This window comes from Fontisubflavum oceani, from assembly GCF_030407165.1.
GTDB classification, from domain to species: domain Bacteria; phylum Pseudomonadota; class Alphaproteobacteria; order Rhodobacterales; family Rhodobacteraceae; genus Rhodophyticola; species Rhodophyticola oceani.
In genome coordinates, this window is record NZ_CP129111.1 from 3,427,000 (window position 1) to 3,444,442 (window position 17,443).

The following is a 17,443-nucleotide window of genomic DNA, read 5'->3' on the forward strand; positions in this document are numbered from 1 at the left end:
AGCAAGAGATATGAGCCACCTGCTCGACAGACTGAACTTCCTCCAGTCCAAAGAACTGGACCAGTTCTCCAATGGCCACGGGCAAGTGACCCGCGAAAACCGCGATTGGGAAGACACCTACCGGAACCGTTGGCGGCATGACAAAGTTGTCCGCTCGACCCATGGCGTGAACTGCACCGGGTCCTGTTCCTGGAAGATTTATGTGAAATCCGGGATCGTCACCTGGGAAACCCAGCAAACCGATTACCCCCGCACGCGGCATGACTTGCCGAACCACGAACCGCGTGGCTGTGCCCGGGGCGCCTCTTATAGCTGGTATCTTTATTCCGCGAACCGGGTGAAGAACCCGCTGGTGCGCGGCCGGCTGATGAAGGTCTGGCGCAAAATGCGCGAGACGCTCAGCCCGATCGCGGCTTGGACCAAGCTGCAATCCGATCCGATCCTGCGTGCGTCTTACGTGGAGACTCGTGGCAAAGGCGGGTTTGTCCGCGCCACCTGGGATGAGGCCACAGAGATCACGGCTGCGGCCAACGCGTATACGGTCAAAACCTATGGCCCCGACCGCGTCTTCGGCTTCTCGCCGATCCCGGCGATGTCGATGATTTCTTATGCCGCTGGCTCGCGTTATCTGTCGCTTCTGGGCGGCGTCTGCATGAGCTTCTATGACTGGTATTGCGACCTGCCGCCGGCCTCGCCGATGACCTGGGGCGAGCAGACCGACGTGCCCGAAAGCGCCGATTGGTACAATGCAGGCTATCTCTTGGTTTGGGGCTCGAACGTGCCGCAAACCCGGACGCCGGATGCGCATTTCTACACCGAAGCCCGCTATCGCGGCACCAAATCTGCCGTCATCTGCCCAGACTACTCCGAGGCGTCCAAATTCGGCGATGTCTGGCTCAACGTAAAGCAAGGCACCGACGCGGCACTGGCTATGGCCTTTGGCCACGTGATCCTGCGTGAGTTCCATTTGGACCGTCAGGCCGAGTATTTCGAGGAATACACAAGGAAATACTCCGACTTCCCGATGCTGGTGAAGCTCGAAGAGAAAGACGGGCGCCTGATCCCGGGCCGTTTCCTACGCGCCGATGATCTCGACGGCAAACTGGGGGAAGACAACAACCCCGAATGGAAAACCGTCGCTTATGACAATGCCACAGGCGGCTTGGTCGCACCGAATGGCTCGATCGGCTATCGGTGGGGCGAAGACGGCGAGTGGAACCTCGAAGAACGCGCTGGTGAGGCTGAGACCGATCTAAAAATGTCGCTGATCCTCGATGATGATCATGACGATGTTTTGGGCGTCGACTTCCCCTATTTCGGTGCCGCGGCGACCGAGCAATTCACCACTGGCGACACGCGCCCCGATGTCCTGACCCGGCATATTCCGGTCAAGGTGGTCAACACCGCCGAAGGGGAGATCAAAGTCGCCACGGTCTTCGACCTGTTCTGCGCCAATTATGGCCTCGACCGGGGCCTGGGCGGCGATTGGGTCGCCTCCGACTATGCCGATGACGTGCCGGGCACCCCCGCCTGGGCCGAGAAAATCACCGGCGTTTCCGCCGATAAAATCATCCATGTCGCCCGGGAGTTCGCGCAAAACGCCGAAAAAACCCAAGGCAGATCGATGGTCATCATCGGTGCGGCGATGAACCACTGGTACCACATGGATATGAACTATCGCGGCGTCATCAACATGTTGGTGATGTGTGGCTGCGTCGGGCAATCGGGGGTGGTTGGGCCCACTATGTGGGTCAGGAGAAACTCCGCCCGCAGACCGGCTGGCTGCCCTTGGCCTTTGCGCTCGACTGGGGTCGTCCGCCCCGGCACATGAACTCCACCTCCGCTTGGTATGCCCATACGGATCAGTGGCGTTATGAGCAGCTGACCTCCGACGAGATCCTCTCGCCCACCGCGCCGGAAGGCGATTGGGACGCAACGATGATCGACTACAACATCCGAGCGGAACGGATGGGCTGGTTGCCCTCGGCCCCGCAGCTCAAGACCAACCCGCTGGAGGTGGTGAAGGCCGCCAAAGCGGCGGGTCAGGAGCCCAAGGATTACATCGCTGCACAGCTCACATCAGGCGATCTGGAAATGTCTTGCGAAGACCCAGACAACCCGGCGAACTGGCCGCGCAACCTCTTTGTTTGGCGCTCGAACCTTCTGGGCTCCTCCGGCAAAGGCCATGAGTACTTCCTCAAGCACCTACTTGGCACCGATCATGGCGTTCTGGGCAAGGATCTGGGCGAGGAAGGCAAGCAATTGCCGAAAGAAGCCAAATGGTACGACGAGGCCCCACGCGGCAAACTCGACCTGCTCGTGACCATCGACTTCCGGATGAGCACCACGGCGGTTTACTCCGACATCGTGCTGCCCACTGCGTCTTGGTACGAGAAAAACGACCTCAACACCTCGGACATGCACCCGTTCATCCACCCGCTTCCAGGCGGCCGTGGACCCGGCCTATGAATCCAAGTCGGACTGGGAGATTTTCAAGGCGATTGCCAAGAAATTCCAGGAGGTTGCGCCGGAAGTCCTGGGCAAGGAGACCGATGTGGTGGCCCTGCCGATCTTGCACGACACCCCAGCTGAGATCGCGCAAGACCAGGTCAAAGACTGGAAGAAAGGCGAATGTGACCTGATCCCTGGCAAAACCGCGCCGAACTATGTGCCGGTGGAGCGGGACTATACGGCGATCTATGACCGCTTCGTGGCCCTTGGCCCGCTGATGGACAAGCTTGGCAATGGCGGCAAAGGCATCGCCTGGAACACCGAACATGAGGTGCAGCATCTGCGCGATCTGAACGGTGTCTGGGAAGATGGTCCCGCGAAAGGCTGCGCCAAGATCGTCACCGATATCGACGCCTCGGAAGTGGTGTTGATGCTGGCGCCGGAAACCAATGGCGAGGTCTCGGTCAAAGCCTGGGATGCGCTCTCCAAGGCGACGGGCCGCGATCACACCCACCTGGCCAAGCCGAAAGAGGATGAGAAAATCCGGTTCCGCGATATCGCGGCGCAACCGCGGAAGATCATCTCTTCCCCGACTTGGTCGGGGCTTGAAAGCGAAAAGGTTTGCTACAACGCAGGCTATACCAATGTCCACGAATTGATCCCCTGGCGCACACTCACGGGACGCCAACAGCTGTACCAGGATCACCTGTGGATGCGGGCCTTCGGCGAAGGCTTGATGTCCTACCGCCCGCCGGTGGATCTCAAGACCATTACCGATGACATTCACACCGATAAGGACAATCCGCATCTGGTGCTGAACTTCATCACCCCGCACCAGAAATGGGGCATCCATTCCACCTATACCGACAACCTGTTGATGCTGACGCTCAACCGGGGCGGTCCGGTGGTCTGGATCAGTGAGAATGACGCCAAAAGCGTCGGGATCGCTGATAATGACTGGGTGGAGGCCTATAATGCCAACGGGGCGCTCACGGCTCGCGCGGTTGTCTCTCAGCGGATGAAAGATGGCACCATCTTCATGTATCACGCGCAGGAGAAAATCGTGAACACGCCGGGCTCCGAGAAGACCGGCAACCGGGGCGGCATCCACAACTCCGTCACACGGGCCACGCTGAAACCCACCCATATGATCGGCGGCTACGCCCATCAGGCCTATGGCTTCAACTACTACGGAACCGTCGGCGCAAACCGGGATGAGTTCATCGTTCTCAGAAAAATGCGAAAGGTCGATTGGCTCGACCAAGAGGCAACCAAATCGGAGGCAGCCCAATGAGAGTGCGCGCACAAATCGGCATGGTTCTGAACCTGGACAAATGCATTGGCTGTCACACCTGTTCAGTCACCTGCAAAAACGTCTGGACCAGCCGCGAAGGCGTCGAATACGCCTGGTTCAACAATGTGGAGACCAAACCGGGCACCGGCTATCCCACGGATTGGGAAAACCAGGAGCGCTGGAATGGCGGCTGGACGCGGACCCGAGGGGGCAAGCTCCAGCCGAAACAGGGGGCCAAGTGGCGGATCCTGTCGAATATCTTCGGCAATCCCGATCTGCCCGAGATCGACGATTACTATGAGCCGTTCGATTTCGACTATGACCACCTGAAATCGGCGCCCGAGATGAAGGCGTTCCCGACGGCGCGCCCGTTCTCAAAACTTACCGGCGAGCGGATCGAGAAGATCGAGAAAGGCCCGAACTGGGAGGAAATCCTAGGCGGCGAATTCGCGAAACGGTCTCAGGATTACAACTTCGAGGGCGTCCAGAAGGAGATCTACGGGGAATACGAGAACACCTTCATGATGTATCTCCCCCGCCTCTGCGAGCATTGCCTGAACCCGACTTGCGCCGCCTCCTGCCCGTCCGGCGCGATCTATAAGCGTGAGGAAGACGGCATCGTTCTGATCGACCAGGAGAAATGCCGGGGCTGGCGGATGTGTGTCTCGGGCTGCCCCTACAAGAAGGTCTATTACAACTGGGAAAGCGGCAAATCCGAGAAATGCACCTTGTGCTACCCGCGGATCGAAAGCGGCAACCCGACAGTCTGTTCTGAGACCTGTGTGGGGCGCATCCGGTATCTCGGCGTGATGCTTTATGATGCCGACAAGATCGAAGAGGCGGCCAATCAGGCCAACACCACCGATCTGTACGATGCGCAATTGGGTGTCTTCCTCGACCCCAATGATCCCGGCGTGATCGAAGCCGCGCGGGCCGATGGCATCCCCGAGGATTGGCTGAAATCGGCGCAGGAAAGCCCGATCTGGAAAATGGCAATGGAATGGAAAGTCGCCTTCCCGCTGCATCCGGAATATCGGACCCTGCCAATGGTTTGGTACATCCCGCCGCTCTCCCCGATCCAAAACGCCGCCGAGGCCGGTGCGATTGGCGTCGATGGCGCGATGCCAGATGTCCGGTCCTTGCGCATCCCGCTGAAATACCTGGCGAATATGCTGACAGCGGGCGATGAGGCACCGGTGGCTCAAGCGCTGGAGCGGATGCTGGCGATGCGCGCCTATATGCGGTCGAAAACCGTGGATGGCGTGATCGACGAGGGCATTGCCGCGCGGGCGGGTCTCTCCGGTCGGGTGATCGAGGAAATGTATAAAATCATGGCCCTTGCCGATTACGAAGACCGGTTTGTGATCCCGACCACGCACCGGGAACAGGTCGAAGATGCTTATGATCTGCGCGGTGGCTGCGGCTTTACCGATACCAATGGCTGCTCACCCGGCATCAACAAAGGCTCGCTCTTCGGCGGGTCCAAGAAACCCCTAAAAATGCCGGAGGCGATGTAATGGACCGCACCTTAAAAGCCCTTTCGCTCATCCTCAGCTACCCGACGCGGGAGCTGCAGGAGGCGATGCCGGAAATCGGAGGCGTCCTGGCCTCCGATACAAGGCTTACCGCGGCGGCCCGTCGGGCATTGCGCCCGCTGGTCGAGGATATTGCCCAAAGCGATATCTATGACCTGGAAGAGCGCTTCGTGATGCTCTTCGATCGCTCGCGCACCCTCTCGCTCAACCTGTTTGAGCATGTCCATGGCGAAAGCCGGGATCGGGGCGGTGCCATGGTCAGCCTGATGGAGACCTATCGCGAGGCTGGGTTTGAACCCATGACCTCGGAACTGCCCGATCACTTGCCAGTCTTGCTCGAATTCCTGTCCACGCGTCCCTTCGTCGAGGTACAGGATACTTTGGCGGACGCGGCCCATATATTCCAAGCTTTGGCTGACCGGCTCGACCGGCGCGAAAGCCCGTATGGTGCCGTGTTCGCCGCTCTTTTACAGCTTTCCGGTCACAAAGCGGACGCCGCTGCCGTGGCCGAGTTGCTGGAAGAGCCCGAGACAGACCCCAATGATCTGGAGGCGCTGGACCAGGTTTGGGAAGAAAGCGAGGTCGTGTTCGGCCCTGACCCCAATGCCGGCTGCCCACAAGTGCGCGAGATGCTCTCGCGTATGGAGACCCCCGTACCCACCGCTCCGCAACACGCGGCCGAATAGGGAGAAAGAGACATGTTTTCGAACTTCAGCCTCGACTTCATCATCTTTGGAGTCATGCCCTATGTCGCACTGACCGTGCTGCTGGTGGGCACCATCGCGCGTTATGAACGCGACCCCTACACCTGGAAATCCAGCTCCTCGCAATTGCTGCGGCGCAAGCAGTTGATCCTGGGCTCCGTCCTCTTCCATGTGGGTATTCTGACGGTGTTTTTCGGCCACCTCTTAGGGCTGTTCACGCCGGTCTGGGTGCTGGATGCCTTGGGCATACCCTACGCCTTGAAACAGTGGCTTGCGGTTGTGGTTGGCGGCATTGCGGGGATCGTCGCGCTGATCGGGGCGACCATGCTGATGCATCGCCGCCTGACCGATCCGCGTATTCGGGCCACCTCCAGCTTTGCTGATATCGGCATTCTGGGCCTGATCTGGCTGCAACTCTTGATCGGGCTGCTGACGATCACGCAGACAATGCAGCACATGGATGGTGCCGAAATGGTCCGCTTCATGACCTGGTCGCAAAGCGTGGTGACCTGGAACCTGAACGCCTGGCTCATGGTTGTGGATGTGCATTGGCTCTACAAAATCCACATCTTCCTAGGTCTTTTGATCACCATGCTCTTCCCGTTCACCCGGTTGGTGCACATGATCTCGGCCCCGATCCGCTATCTTTGGCGGCCCGGCTATCAGGTGGTGCGCTCGCGCCGTCAAACCTCCTTGCCGGCACGGTCGGCCAAACCTCAGACGCCAGCGGAGTAAGGCCCGATGAGCACTGCCCTTTTTCCCGATCTAATCGTCAACGGCGAGCTGGTGCCCCAAGCCCAGATTGCCGCCGAGGCGCAAAACCACGCCGCGCCGAAAGGCAAGCCCGGCATCGCCTGGCGAAAAGCGGCGCAGGCCGTAGCGATCCGCACGCTTCTGTTGCAAGAGGCGGCACGGCAAGGGCTGACACCCGCGCCGGAAGAGATTGGGCCGGGGCAGTTTGAAACCGAAGAGGAGGCCCTGATCCGGGGCCTTCTCGACACCGCCGTCGTGGCGGACACCCCCGACGAAGCTGACATTAAAGCCGAATGGGAGAAGGACCCGGACCGGTTCAAGACGCCGCCGCTTTGGGAAGTGTCCCATATCCTCGTCGCCTGCGACCCGCGCGACGAAGAGATGTGCGAGATTGCCCAGAAACGGGCCGCGGGTCTGATTGAGCTGGCCCTTGAGACCCCAACAAGCTTTGCCAAGCTGGCCCGCAACAACAGCGATTGCGGCTCGAAAGCGAATGGCGGCGCGTTGGGCCAGCTTGGCCCGGGCGACACCGTGCCGGAGTTTGAGGCCGCTCTGCGCGGTATGGATGAAGGCGACATCACGCCCGAGCCTGTTCTGACCCGGCATGGCTATCACATCATCCGCATGGATGCGCTTGGCGCGCGGAAAACCCTACCCTATGACGCCGTGCGGCCAAAAATCTCTGAGGCGATGGAAAAGGCCGCCTGGACCCGTGCGGCGCAAACTTATGTGAATGACCTAGTGGCAGGGGCCGAAATCACTGGCGCCGACATGGCGCCGATCTGAGCCTGCCAACTGGATGACGACCATGCTATCTTCAGCCCCACCCCGGCCGCCGCGAGACACAGGCTTTGAAGCCGAAGGGTTGGCGACGCTCCGTGCTTTTGGCAATCTGTAAGAACGAGGATTGATATGAACATCGCATACACCATAGCGCCCGGCCGCGGCGATACAGATCTGCTTTTGGCGGGCGTCGCCGCCCGTCTGGCCGCGTGCGGCGTAAAGGCCGCAGGCACCGTGCAGATCAATACCGATCGCGAAACCTGCCATGCTTGCGACATGGATGTCCGCGTTCTGCCCGATGGCCCGGTGATCCGCATCTCGCAAGACCTCGGCAAAGCCTCGCGCGGTTGTCGGCTAGACCCAGAGGCCTTGGAACAGGCCGTCGCGCAGGTTCAGACCAATCTCGGCGCGGGCGTCGACCTTCTGATCGTCAACAAGTTCGGAAAACATGAGGCCGAGGGGCGCGGGTTTCGCCCGGTGATCGCCGAAGCCCTGGAACTGGGCTTGCCGGTTTTGGTCGGGTTAAACGCGTTAAACCAAGATGCGTTTATGGAGTTTACGGCCGATCTCGGCGAGGCCTTGCCGCCTGAGGAAACCGCACTTGTGGACTGGGTCAAAGCGCATTTGACGGCAGAGGCAGCCTGAGCGGCCTCTTGTTCAATCTGCAACCCTGACCGATTGCGCGTTTTGCGCCCCTAGGCAGCGGGCCCGCCCGCGCCTATAACGCGCCGGAGATCAGAACCGGAGGCGCCCCAATGCGCAGCGCAGAGATCAGCCGCAAGACGGCAGAAACCGATATCCGTGTCGAGATTAATCTCGACGGCACAGGGGTTTATGACAATCAGACCGGCATAGGCTTTTTTGACCATATGCTGGATCAACTGGCGCGCCATTCGCTGATCGATATGAAAATCCGCTGCGCCGGTGATCTGCATATCGATGATCACCACAGCGTTGAAGATGTGGGTATCGCGCTTGGCCAAGCGCTGACGGCCGCGCTAGGCGACAAACGTGGCATCCGGCGCTATGGTGCCTGTCTTTTGCCGATGGATGACGCTTTGGTACGCGCCGCGCTTGATCTGAGCGGGCGGCCCTATCTGGTTTGGCATGTGGAGATGCCCACCGCGAAGATCGGTGCCTTCGATACAGAACTGGTGCGCGAGTTTTTCCAGGCGTTTTCGACCCATGGCGGGATCACACTGCATGTGGACCAAATCCACGGGATCAATAGCCACCACATCGCTGAGGCGGCATTCAAAGCGGTCGCGCGGGCGTTGCGCGAGGCGGTTGAAACCGACCCGCGCAAGGCCGATGCCGTGCCGTCGACCAAGGGCAGTCTCTGAGCATATGACCACCGTTTTAATCGACTATGACAGCGGCAATCTGCATTCCGCAGAGAAGGCGTTTCAACGCATGGCACGCGAAGGTGGCTATGAACCGGTGATCGTGACCGACCGGCCCGAGGATGTGGCGCGCGCCAGCCGCGTTGTGCTGCCCGGTGATGGAGCATTTCCGGCCTGTCGGCGTGGCCTGCAAGCGATAGACGGGCTGGAAGAGGCGATTGTTGAAGCTGTCGAGACGCGCGGCGTGCCATTCCTCGGCATCTGTGTGGGCATGCAGATGCTCGCCTCGTGGGGCCGGGAATATGAGGATGTGGCGGGGTTTGGTTGGGTTCCGGGCGAGGTGGTCCGCATCAAGCCTTCAGAGCCGCGGATGAAAGTGCCGCATATGGGCTGGAACGATCTGGTGATCGATCAGGCCCATCCGGTCTTGGCCGGGTTGGAGACCGGCAATCACGCCTATTTCGTGCATTCCTATCATATGCAGGTGGCCGAACCGGGCGACCTCTTGGCGCATGTGGATTATGGCGGGCCGGTGACCGCGATTGTCGGGCGGAACAATGTGGTCGGCACACAGTTCCATCCGGAAAAGAGTCAGCACGCGGGGCTACGGCTGATTTCAAACTTTCTGGGTTGGGCCCCTTAGGGCTTGCGCCGGTCCGTATCGGACCGGCGCGGTGGCGCGGTGCGGCTCAGGCCCCTTTGGGGCCATCGCCACACCGCATTGCCATGAACTAGATGGAACCGCTCAGTTAACCCGCTGCCAGCGTCCGCCTTCGCGGCACACGGCCCCGCCCATAACGCAGCCCGAGACGACCAGTTGATCGCCTGAGAGCTGCAAACGCGAGCGATAGGTACGGTCGCGATCCGGCGAATAGAGCCGCCCGCGATATTCGCCACCGCCCTCGGGCATGGTGTCCCAGATGATTTGACGCCCAACATTCTCCGAGGTCATCGTCGCACCCGAGGCATCAAAGGCCTCGATCAGCGTCCCGCAGAGCGCCGCGCCGCATTGTTGCACCTGGATGATCCCGGTATTGCCATTGTCGTCCGGTGCCGTCCGCCAATTGCCGATAAGATCGTCCGCGCTCGCCATGCCAGTCATCGCGAGGCTGGCGGCAGCCGCCAAAATAAGATGTTTCATGATCGTCTCCTCCCACAGATTGGCAAGATGGTGAGGCATGGGCGGCCCCTCTGGCAAGCCTGACGTTGGGGTCACTTGGGTCTCTGGCTTGGCAATCGGTCGCGGCTGCGCCAAAAGGGCGGCGCTGAATACACCTGGAAAGCCCGCGCCATGATCCTTTATCCCGCCATCGACCTCAAAGACGGCCAGGCCGTGCGCCTCCTGAAAGGCGATATGGAGAAGACCACCGTTTTCAACGACGATCCCGCCGCTCAGGCCCGGGCGTTTCAGGATGCGGGCTGCGCTTGGCTGCATTTGGTAGATCTGAACGGCGCATTTGAAGGCCAGCCGGTCAATGGGGCGGCGGTCGAAGCGATCTTGGCCAAGACGGACGTCCCCGCGCAGCTTGGCGGCGGCATTCGCGATATGGCAACGATCGAGATGTGGCTGAGCCGGGGCATCGCGCGGGTGATCTTGGGCACGGTTGCGGTCGAAAACCCCGATCTGGTGCGCGCGGCGGCCCGCGCCTTCCCCGGCCAAGTGGCGGTCGGTCTGGATGCGCGCGACGGGCGGGTGGCGACCCGGGGCTGGGCCGAAGAAACCGATATGATGGTCACCGATCTAGCCAAGAGCTTCGAAGATGCGGGCGTGGCCGCGATCATCTATACCGATATCAACCGCGACGGCGCGATGCAGGGGCCGAACGTGGCCACAACCGCCGATCTCGCGCGGGCCACGTCCATCCCGGTGATCGCGTCGGGCGGCGTCTCGTCTCTCGCCGATCTGATCGCTCTGCGCGACACGGGCGTGATCGCGGGCGCAATCTCAGGCCGTGCGCTTTACGACGGCGCGCTGGATCTGGCGGACGCCCTGGCGCAGCTGGCCTGACCTCACACCCATTGCCATAAAATGCCGTCGCTCTCGGGTTATTCGGGCGGTTCCATAGTCATGCCGCATTCAGTGTCCAGAGTGACTCTTTGAGAACTCCGGCAACCTGGCCCATAGCGCCCGCCGGATGAGCTGGGGGACGGCACATGGCCATTGGCGAAGCGGGCAAACTTTCGGCAAACACCTCTTTCGAGGGTGAGCCGATCGCGGTGACATTCACCGAACCGCTGACCGACCCCGTCGTGGTCCTGACCGGGACCAATTTTGGGGGAAACAAGTTCTCGATCCGTGTGTTGGACATCCAAACCAATGCGGACGGCGACGCCACCGGGTTCACCTTCACCATCGATGAATGGGAAAATCATGACGGTCGGCATCCGCGGGTTGAAGATTTCAACTGGCTGGCTGTCGAATCCGGCGTCCATACCTTGCCCGACGGTCGGGTGATTGAAGCGGGGCATAGCAGCGCCGACAGCAATGGCGAGTCGGTAAGCTTGTCGGGCACCTTCGCCACGCCGCCTGTGGTCGTGACAACAGTCGCCTCGAATGATGGCACATCCTACACCGACAGTGACCCGTCGAACATTACCTCAAGCGGCTTCACCCTGACCGTGGAAGAGGCCGAGAGCCAAGATGGCGTTCACGGCCTTGAAGATGTTGGCTGGATCGCCATTCAACCCGGCGGCGACGGAAGCGCCGGAACCGCCTTGAACACCGATACGGTGGACAGCTCGTGGGACGAGACCAGTTTGGGCGCGACCTTCACCGAAGGCGTGGTGCTGGCCGAGACGCAAACCCGCGACGACACGGACCCGGGCAATGTCATCTTGCGCAACCAAGATGGCGACTCGGTCGATATTCGGTTTGAAGAAGACACTTCCGTCGATAGCGATGGCGGCCACGCGGCCGAAGGAGTTGGCATCGTCACCTTTGAAGACGGGCTGATCCTCTGCTTCACCGCGGGCACGAAAATCGCGACACCTCATGGCGACCGATTGGTAGAAGATTTGCGCCCGGGTGATCCCGTGCTCACCCGTGACAGCGGTGTTCAACTTCTTCGTTGGACATGTGCCCAACCTGTCGACGCGGTTCTTCTGGCGGAAGAGCCGAGCCTCGCGCCGGTCCGGATTCCGAAGGACAGCTTTGGCACTGGCCTTCCCGCGATCGACACATGGGTATCGCCACAGCACCGGCTTCTGACAGGTGGCCCCGAGGCGGAGTTGCTATTTGGCGCGCGCGAGGTATTGGTGCCGGCCAAGGGCCTCTTTGCCGCTGATCCCCTGCCCCGGCTCACCTGCTATATCCATCTGTTGTTTGACCACCATGAGATCATCCTCGCCAATGATCTGCCGATGGAGAGCTTTCATCCCGGCGATATGATCGAAAGCACTCTGACGGGCGCAGCGCGGGAAGAACTCTTCGCCCTCGCCCCCGACCTTCGCACTGCGCCGAATGCATGGGGCCCAACCGCACGGCTCGCATTGCGGCCACGCGAGGCGGCCCTCTTGGCCGCCTAAGGCTTTTCTCCGGCGCTGAGCTCGGTTAGACCGCACCTATGTTGAAAACCCGGATCATTCCCTGCCTCGACGTCGCCGATGGGCGCGTGGTCAAAGGTGTTAATTTCGTTGATCTCGTGGATGCGGGCGACCCGGTGGAAAGCGCCCGTGCCTATGATGCCGCGGGCGCAGATGAGCTCTGTTTTCTCGACATCCATGCAACCCACGAAAATCGCGGGACGATGTATGATCTGGCCACCCGCACGGCAGAGCAATGCTTCATGCCTTTGACAATCGGCGGCGGCGTCCGCACGGTCGAAGACGTGCGCGCCTTGCTCTTGGCCGGCGCCGATAAGGTCAGCTTCAACTCCGCCGCTGTGGCCGACCCTGATGTGGTGGCGCGGGCGGCAGACAAGTTTGGCTCGCAATGTATCGTGGTCGCGATTGACGCCAAAACCACGGCCCCCGGCATATGGGAAATCTTCACACATGGCGGGCGCAAACCCACCGGCATCGACGCGGTGGAATTCGCCAAAACCGTCGCAGAGAAAGGCGCCGGTGAGATCCTCCTGACCTCGATGGATCGTGACGGCACCCGGGCGGGCTTTAATCTTCCCCTCACGCGCGCCATCGCAGATGCGGTGCCAATCCCGGTCATCGCCTCGGGCGGCGTCGGGACATTGGATCATTTGGTCGAAGGCGTCACCGAGGGCCATGCCAGCGCAGTTTTGGCCGCGTCGATCTTCCATTTTGGCGATTACACAATTGGCGAGGCCAAAGCGCATATGGCCGCCGCCGGAATTCCGATGAGGATGTCATGACCGTTCTGGACCGTTTGGGCGCCGTCATCGCAGCCCGCAAAACCGCCGACCCCGACAGCTCTTGGACCGCGCAATTGCTCTCTCGGGGCCCGGAAGCCTGTGCCCAGAAATTCGGGGAAGAAGCCGTCGAAGCGATTGTCGAGGCCGTGCGCGGTGACCGCGACGCTTTGGCCAGCGAAGGCGCCGATGTGCTCTATCATTTCCTGGTCATGCTGGCGGCGCGGGACCTGACGCTGGAGGATGTTCTGGCCGAACTAGAACAGCGGGAAACCCGCTCTGGCATTGAAGAAAAGGCCAGCCGCTGACCCTTTGTTCGCCTTTCAGAAAACGACCGACGTCTCGAGCGCCCCGGCCACAACCGCTATAGTTTCGAGCTGATCACCCCGGTCGCGAACCCACCCATCCGAAGCTCTCCGAAAAGCCGTTGATACTCGATTTTTGGGCAGCGGTTCTGGATTACCTGGACACCCGCCGCCTCGGCCTTGGCCGCCGCCTCAGCATGGGTCACGCCAATCTGCATCCAGATGGTTTTCGGCAGCGGATTCATTGCCAATGCTGCATCAACAATCTCTGGCACCGCTGCGGGGCGGCGGAAAATGTCCACAACATCCACCGGCGTGGTGATCTCCGCCAAATCGGCCACGACCGTCGCACCGAATAGGGTCTTGCCCGCCTGGACCGGGTTCACCGGGATCACCTCATACCCTTTCAGGTCCAGATACCGCGCCACATAATGGCTGGGCCGGATCGGGTTGGGCGACACACCAACACAGGCAAACACCCGACTTTCCTTGAGAATTTTGCGCAGCAGATCATCGGAAGGGTTCTCGGTCATGCCGCCGACTTAGCACAGCAAAAAAGCGCCCGCAGCGAAAAAGCAGCGGGCGCAAGTCACGGAACGAGGGACAGTGATGGACGGGCGGTGTTCCGAACCGCCGCGTCATACGTTGTATTTAGGCAACGGGCTGCGACTTTAAAGGCAATCGCACGAATTTGTGATAATTGGCCTAGCCAAGTATCCCCGGCCAATTCGCCTCACCCGCCGCGATCACATCAGGCAAGCCACCCAACCACAGCTCGCGCGCACGCAGGCTCGCATTGAGATACAAGCGGCCTTCATAGACCGACCATGCCTCTGGAACCGTCGGCGCGAGATAGCCAAGCGACGCGGCATAAGCGCAGTAACCGCCAAAGGCCGGTGCATAGCGTTCGGGGTCGGCGACAAACATGTCGCGATTGGCGGCGGAAGCAAACTGCCAGCGCGCGCCCATCCAGTCATGGGTGAATTCCGCACTGCCGGGGACCGGGCCATTTTCGGCGAAATAGGCCACGGCGTCGCTGCCGTCGATGGCGACACCGCCTTCGGCATAGACAGGCGGTTCTGCCGCAAAGGCGGCGGGGGCAAGGGTGATCAACGGCGCGGCGGCGAATAGGCCAAGCGTGGTGCGGCGGGTTAGCATAATGAAACTCTCCGTGTGGGTGTGTCGCCCCAATATGCTGACGCGAAACCGTGCGCGACATCCCCCCTGACGCAAGCGTGAAGCCGCGTGTGCGCCGCTGAGGATCTAGTCGAAAATGTCCTCTACCAGATCAAACGCCTCTTCAAACGCCTTCTTCCACATGGGCTTGCGCCGTTTCTGCTTGCGCTTGGCATGGTGGCGCGGCGGGCCATGGACGTAATCGACATAAGGTGACGGCTGCGGCCTGCTCCGCTTGACCTCATGGCTGTCGCTCTTTTTCAAAGCCTTCATCTCATGGATCGGCGCACCGCAGGAGGCGCAAGCCAGCTCATGCCCATCCCGTGCGGTGAGTTTCAGCAGGGTCCGGGACCCGCAATAACAACAGGTGCCGATTTTCGTTCCTTTGGGCATCAGCGATTATCCTTTCGACACCGCATATAGGGAGACTGCCGCCGCATTTGAAACATTGAGCGAGCCAAAATCGCCCGCCGCCGGAATCCGTACCAGGTGATCGCAGAGCGCCCGGGTTCGTTCGCGCAGACCCGGCCCCTCGGCGCCCAGCACAAGCGCCACGGGCTTGCCAGCATGCTCAGCCGCCGCCGCACCGATCTCGGCTGTGCCCTCACCGTCGAGCCCAAACAGGACATAGCCGAGCTTCTTCAGCTCCAGCATCGTGTCGCCAAGGTTTTTGACCCGAATATAAGGCTGACGCTCCAGCGCGCCCGAGGCGGTCTTGGCCAGCGCCCCAGTCTCTGGCGCCGAATAGCGCGACGGGGCAATCACAGCGCGCGCGCCAAACACCTCGGCCGAGCGCAGAATCGCGCCCACATTATGCGGATCCGTCACCCGGTCGAGCAGCAACAAGAGCGGCGCCCCCGCGCCAGAGACTGCGATCTCGGCCAAAGGCCCCCAATCCAGCTGCTTCACCTCAAGCGCGGCCCCTTGATGGACCGAACCGGGATCAAGCGGCACCAGGAACTTGCGCGGATCAGCCATCTCAGGCTCAACACCCCCCGTTGCGATCGCGTCCCCTAGCTTGTCAGCCGCGTTCTTGGTGACCACCAGACGCAATTTCTGCCGCGCCGGGTTCATCAACGCATCCCGCACCGCATGCAGCCCGAAAAGCCATATGGTCTCTGCCGCTGCGGCGCGCTTCGCCTGCTCTTTTTCGATCACCCAGGTGGGTTTCTTGGCCATGGTGGCACCTCCGGCGCGGACCTTGCGTCGCGCCGGACGGGAGTGCAAGCTAAAGCCTCTCCGTAGATCGAGGACAAAGCTATGATCTCTCTTGCGCTTCTGAAGATCCCGGTTACCGATCTGCACCGTGCACGGGCATTTTACACAACGTTGTTTGAGACCGAACCTGTGTTTCACAGCACGGAATATGGCTGGACCCAATTCATGCTCGGGAAACTGCCTATTGCCCTCTACACGCCCGGCGCAGGCGGTGGCGCAGGTGTCCCCGGCCACGACTTGGATTTCCAACTGACGAGCCCCGATCTTGAGGCGTTGAAGGCGCAAATCCTGCCACATGCGCCCGATGCCGCCATCCATAAAAACGCCGATGGCAGCCAATCGCTTGAGTTTCGCGACCCTGATGGCAACGGGTTGAAGATAATGGCGCGAGTTGACCCTTGACGCCCCCCGCCGCGCCCGATATTTCGCGATCCGTTGGGCGACAGGCCGCAAGGTGTGGCAGGGGACTGTAACTCCCTCGCGGAGACGCACGCCTGGTTCGATTCCAGGGTCGCCCACCATTCTACTCTAAGCCAATAACTTAGGCTGCATAGACCGTAGGCGGACCGCAATGGTGGGACACATCATGCGCCTCGCCGCCTATCTGGGCACCTTTCTGCACGGCATTTTCGACTTCCACTATCCAATTCCAGCGGCGCGTCACCCAAACGGAAAACGAACCCAAATTAGGATATCGTTGGGCATTTGCAGCCTGTGTGACGCAGCGGATTTCTCACGGCTGCTGACCGTCGCCGGACATTCCATTCAATCGGACATGCTTTCGAGATACTTCACAGAGTCGGAGCGAACCAAAGCACTTGCCGCTAGAGGCACCTAATCGTTGAATTAGTCTGATTGACATGATTTTGAGCCAAAAAATGCGCATGGAATCCATCAGCCTGCAAAACTTTCGCTACTTTGGAGCTGTGCCTGAAAAAGTAGCGTGGGAGCCAGGAACCAATGACTTCGCAGGAGACGATGGTTCGGGAAAATCGTCCAGTTGCGGGATGCATGGAGAAGTGAATGCAGAAAAAACACATTGGCCACCTCAGTCGGCCAGCCGATTGCGCAATGCGGCAGTTAGCTCAACGAGGACCGGCGCGTTCCTTGGAAGACTCTTCACTCCGATGACCGACCTAGAATGCGCCCCCCGCTCGCCCAAAGTCTCGATCAGATAGTCCGACGCACCGTTGGCCACTTCGGAAATCTGATCGAACCCATCGGCATGGGCGACGTAGCACGTCATCCGTAGAACCCGTCGCAGATTGGCCAGCCCGCCCGTCGATACGCTGAGCCAGGACAAGGCCTGCTGCGCGCAAATACGTGCAGACGAGGCCCCCTCGGATACCGAAAGCTCCTGCCCCACCACGCCAACATGGGCCAGCCCGCCGTCCTGCTTGCCAATCTGTCCAGCCAGATAGGCCGTTGTGCCGTCTACAATCACCGGCTCATAGGGATAGATCGTGGTCTCTGGCCTGGGAAGCGCCTTCTGAATTTCTGCGATGTAACGCTCTGAGAGAAGAGGGTCGGAGCAGAGGCGTGCTTTCGATTTGATCATA

18 protein-coding genes, 1 tRNA gene and 1 pseudogene are annotated in these 17,443 nt (G+C 60.6%); 14 read left to right on the forward strand and 6 right to left on the reverse strand.

The window, feature by feature from the left end; genetic code table 11:
- The first annotated feature begins 10 nt into the window (after positions 1 to 10).
- From QTA57_RS17405 to hisH, 8 genes and pseudogenes are all read left to right on the forward strand, one after another.
- Positions 11 to 3,745 (forward strand): annotated as a pseudogene (locus tag QTA57_RS17405) (nitrate reductase subunit alpha).
- Complete coding sequence (gene narH, locus QTA57_RS17415) at positions 3,742 to 5,262, forward strand: nitrate reductase subunit beta (RefSeq protein WP_290152819.1); 1,521 nt, start codon at positions 3,742 to 3,744, stop codon at positions 5,260 to 5,262. The pseudogene QTA57_RS17405 and the gene narH overlap by 4 nt, the downstream one beginning before the upstream one ends.
- Complete coding sequence (gene narJ / locus QTA57_RS17420) at positions 5,262 to 5,966, forward strand: nitrate reductase molybdenum cofactor assembly chaperone (RefSeq protein ID WP_171558160.1); 705 nt, start codon at positions 5,262 to 5,264, stop codon at positions 5,964 to 5,966. The genes narH and narJ overlap by 1 nt, the downstream gene beginning before the upstream one ends.
- Positions 5,967 to 5,978: 12 nt before the next feature.
- Complete coding sequence (gene narI, locus QTA57_RS17425) at positions 5,979 to 6,719, forward strand: respiratory nitrate reductase subunit gamma (RefSeq protein ID WP_145210656.1); 741 nt, start codon at positions 5,979 to 5,981, stop codon at positions 6,717 to 6,719.
- Between the two features lie 6 nt (positions 6,720 to 6,725).
- Positions 6,726 to 7,523 (forward strand): peptidylprolyl isomerase, encoded by a 798-nt coding sequence (locus QTA57_RS17430; RefSeq protein ID WP_290152822.1) that lies wholly within the window; start codon positions 6,726 to 6,728, stop codon positions 7,521 to 7,523.
- 126 nt (positions 7,524 to 7,649) lie between these two features.
- Positions 7,650 to 8,165 (forward strand): DUF2478 domain-containing protein, encoded by a 516-nt coding sequence (locus tag QTA57_RS17435; RefSeq protein WP_290152824.1) that lies wholly within the window; start codon positions 7,650 to 7,652, stop codon positions 8,163 to 8,165.
- Positions 8,166 to 8,275: 110 nt separating this feature from the next.
- The gene (gene hisB / locus QTA57_RS17440) at positions 8,276 to 8,863 is read left to right on the forward strand and encodes an imidazoleglycerol-phosphate dehydratase HisB (protein WP_290152826.1); all 588 of its coding nucleotides are present in this window, start codon (positions 8,276 to 8,278) and stop codon (positions 8,861 to 8,863) included.
- A 4-nt stretch (positions 8,864 to 8,867) separates the two neighbouring features.
- The gene (gene hisH / locus QTA57_RS17445) at positions 8,868 to 9,506 is read left to right on the forward strand and encodes an imidazole glycerol phosphate synthase subunit HisH (protein WP_290152829.1); all 639 of its coding nucleotides are present in this window, start codon (positions 8,868 to 8,870) and stop codon (positions 9,504 to 9,506) included.
- A gap of 102 nt (positions 9,507 to 9,608) precedes the next feature.
- On the opposite strand, the gene QTA57_RS17450 is transcribed toward hisH, so the two are convergent.
- Positions 9,609 to 10,004, reverse strand: coding sequence for a DUF2147 domain-containing protein (locus QTA57_RS17450; RefSeq protein WP_171558152.1), 396 nt, complete (start codon positions 10,002 to 10,004; stop codon positions 9,609 to 9,611).
- Between the two features lie 150 nt (positions 10,005 to 10,154).
- Between QTA57_RS17450 and hisA the strand changes: the two genes are divergently transcribed.
- The 4 genes from hisA to QTA57_RS17470 all read left to right on the forward strand — a co-directional run bounded on the left by hisA (position 10,155) and on the right by QTA57_RS17470 (position 13,493).
- Complete coding sequence (hisA, locus tag QTA57_RS17455) at positions 10,155 to 10,871, forward strand: 1-(5-phosphoribosyl)-5-[(5-phosphoribosylamino)methylideneamino]imidazole-4-carboxamide isomerase (RefSeq protein ID WP_290152833.1); 717 nt, start codon at positions 10,155 to 10,157, stop codon at positions 10,869 to 10,871.
- Positions 10,872 to 11,017: 146 nt separating this feature from the next.
- A complete protein-coding gene (locus QTA57_RS17460; RefSeq protein ID WP_290152835.1) occupies positions 11,018 to 12,388 on the forward strand; it encodes a Hint domain-containing protein in 1,371 nt (456 codons plus the stop codon).
- A 38-nt stretch (positions 12,389 to 12,426) separates the two neighbouring features.
- Complete coding sequence (gene hisF / locus QTA57_RS17465; RefSeq protein ID WP_290152837.1) at positions 12,427 to 13,188, forward strand: imidazole glycerol phosphate synthase subunit HisF; 762 nt, start codon at positions 12,427 to 12,429, stop codon at positions 13,186 to 13,188.
- The gene (locus QTA57_RS17470) at positions 13,185 to 13,493 is read left to right on the forward strand and encodes a phosphoribosyl-ATP diphosphatase (RefSeq protein ID WP_171558147.1); all 309 of its coding nucleotides are present in this window, start codon (positions 13,185 to 13,187) and stop codon (positions 13,491 to 13,493) included. Before hisF ends, QTA57_RS17470 begins: the two co-directional genes overlap by 4 nt.
- A 56-nt stretch (positions 13,494 to 13,549) precedes the next feature.
- On the opposite strand, the gene QTA57_RS17475 is transcribed toward QTA57_RS17470, so the two are convergent.
- The 4 genes from QTA57_RS17475 to rlmB form a co-directional block, all read right to left on the reverse strand.
- Positions 13,550 to 14,023, reverse strand: coding sequence for a CoA-binding protein (locus QTA57_RS17475; protein WP_290152841.1), 474 nt, complete (start codon positions 14,021 to 14,023; stop codon positions 13,550 to 13,552).
- A 172-nt stretch (positions 14,024 to 14,195) separates the two neighbouring features.
- Positions 14,196 to 14,648 (reverse strand): YHS domain-containing (seleno)protein, encoded by a 453-nt coding sequence (locus QTA57_RS17480; RefSeq protein ID WP_290152844.1) that lies wholly within the window; start codon positions 14,646 to 14,648, stop codon positions 14,196 to 14,198.
- Positions 14,649 to 14,753: 105 nt separating this feature from the next.
- Complete coding sequence (locus QTA57_RS17485; RefSeq protein WP_145210692.1) at positions 14,754 to 15,059, reverse strand: hypothetical protein; 306 nt, start codon at positions 15,057 to 15,059, stop codon at positions 14,754 to 14,756.
- Positions 15,060 to 15,065: 6 nt separating this feature from the next.
- Complete coding sequence (rlmB, locus tag QTA57_RS17490) at positions 15,066 to 15,845, reverse strand: 23S rRNA (guanosine(2251)-2'-O)-methyltransferase RlmB (RefSeq protein ID WP_290152847.1); 780 nt, start codon at positions 15,843 to 15,845, stop codon at positions 15,066 to 15,068.
- An 81-nt stretch (positions 15,846 to 15,926) separates the two neighbouring features.
- Between rlmB and QTA57_RS17495 the strand changes: the two genes are divergently transcribed.
- Together QTA57_RS17495 and QTA57_RS17500 are read left to right on the forward strand one after the other, a co-directional pair.
- Positions 15,927 to 16,286, forward strand: coding sequence for a VOC family protein (locus tag QTA57_RS17495; RefSeq protein ID WP_290152848.1), 360 nt, complete (start codon positions 15,927 to 15,929; stop codon positions 16,284 to 16,286).
- A 35-nt stretch (positions 16,287 to 16,321) separates the two neighbouring features.
- Positions 16,322 to 16,405: transfer RNA gene (locus QTA57_RS17500), tRNA-Tyr, on the forward strand.
- Between the two features lie 527 nt (positions 16,406 to 16,932).
- Here QTA57_RS17500 and QTA57_RS17505 read toward each other — a convergent pair.
- A complete protein-coding gene (locus tag QTA57_RS17505; RefSeq protein ID WP_290152849.1) occupies positions 16,933 to 17,442 on the reverse strand; it encodes a RidA family protein in 510 nt (169 codons plus the stop codon).
- Position 17,443: the final 1 nt, after the last annotated feature.

Bases quoted from the DNA above. Each gene is read 5' to 3' on its own strand.
- narH (WP_290152819.1), top strand. From the start codon at position 3,742: ATGAGAGTGCGCGCACAAATCGGCATGGTTCTGAACCTGGACAAATGC.
- narJ (WP_171558160.1), top strand. From the start codon at position 5,262: ATGGACCGCACCTTAAAAGCCCTTTCGCTCATCCTCAGCTACCCGACG.
- narI (WP_145210656.1), top strand. From the start codon at position 5,979: ATGTTTTCGAACTTCAGCCTCGACTTCATCATCTTTGGAGTCATGCCC.
- QTA57_RS17430 (WP_290152822.1), top strand. From the start codon at position 6,726: ATGAGCACTGCCCTTTTTCCCGATCTAATCGTCAACGGCGAGCTGGTG.
- QTA57_RS17435 (WP_290152824.1), top strand. From the start codon at position 7,650: ATGAACATCGCATACACCATAGCGCCCGGCCGCGGCGATACAGATCTG.
- hisB (WP_290152826.1), top strand. From the start codon at position 8,276: ATGCGCAGCGCAGAGATCAGCCGCAAGACGGCAGAAACCGATATCCGT.
- hisH (WP_290152829.1), top strand. From the start codon at position 8,868: ATGACCACCGTTTTAATCGACTATGACAGCGGCAATCTGCATTCCGCA.
- QTA57_RS17450 (WP_171558152.1), bottom strand. From the start codon at position 10,004: ATGAAACATCTTATTTTGGCGGCTGCCGCCAGCCTCGCGATGACTGGC.
- hisA (WP_290152833.1), top strand. From the start codon at position 10,155: ATGATCCTTTATCCCGCCATCGACCTCAAAGACGGCCAGGCCGTGCGC.
- QTA57_RS17460 (WP_290152835.1), top strand. From the start codon at position 11,018: ATGGCCATTGGCGAAGCGGGCAAACTTTCGGCAAACACCTCTTTCGAG.
- hisF (WP_290152837.1), top strand. From the start codon at position 12,427: ATGTTGAAAACCCGGATCATTCCCTGCCTCGACGTCGCCGATGGGCGC.
- QTA57_RS17470 (WP_171558147.1), top strand. From the start codon at position 13,185: ATGACCGTTCTGGACCGTTTGGGCGCCGTCATCGCAGCCCGCAAAACC.
- QTA57_RS17475 (WP_290152841.1), bottom strand. From the start codon at position 14,023: ATGACCGAGAACCCTTCCGATGATCTGCTGCGCAAAATTCTCAAGGAA.
- QTA57_RS17480 (WP_290152844.1), bottom strand. From the start codon at position 14,648: ATGCTAACCCGCCGCACCACGCTTGGCCTATTCGCCGCCGCGCCGTTG.
- QTA57_RS17485 (WP_145210692.1), bottom strand. From the start codon at position 15,059: ATGCCCAAAGGAACGAAAATCGGCACCTGTTGTTATTGCGGGTCCCGG.
- rlmB (WP_290152847.1), bottom strand. From the start codon at position 15,845: ATGGCCAAGAAACCCACCTGGGTGATCGAAAAAGAGCAGGCGAAGCGC.
- QTA57_RS17495 (WP_290152848.1), top strand. From the start codon at position 15,927: ATGATCTCTCTTGCGCTTCTGAAGATCCCGGTTACCGATCTGCACCGT.
- QTA57_RS17505 (WP_290152849.1), bottom strand. From the start codon at position 17,442: ATGATCAAATCGAAAGCACGCCTCTGCTCCGACCCTCTTCTCTCAGAG.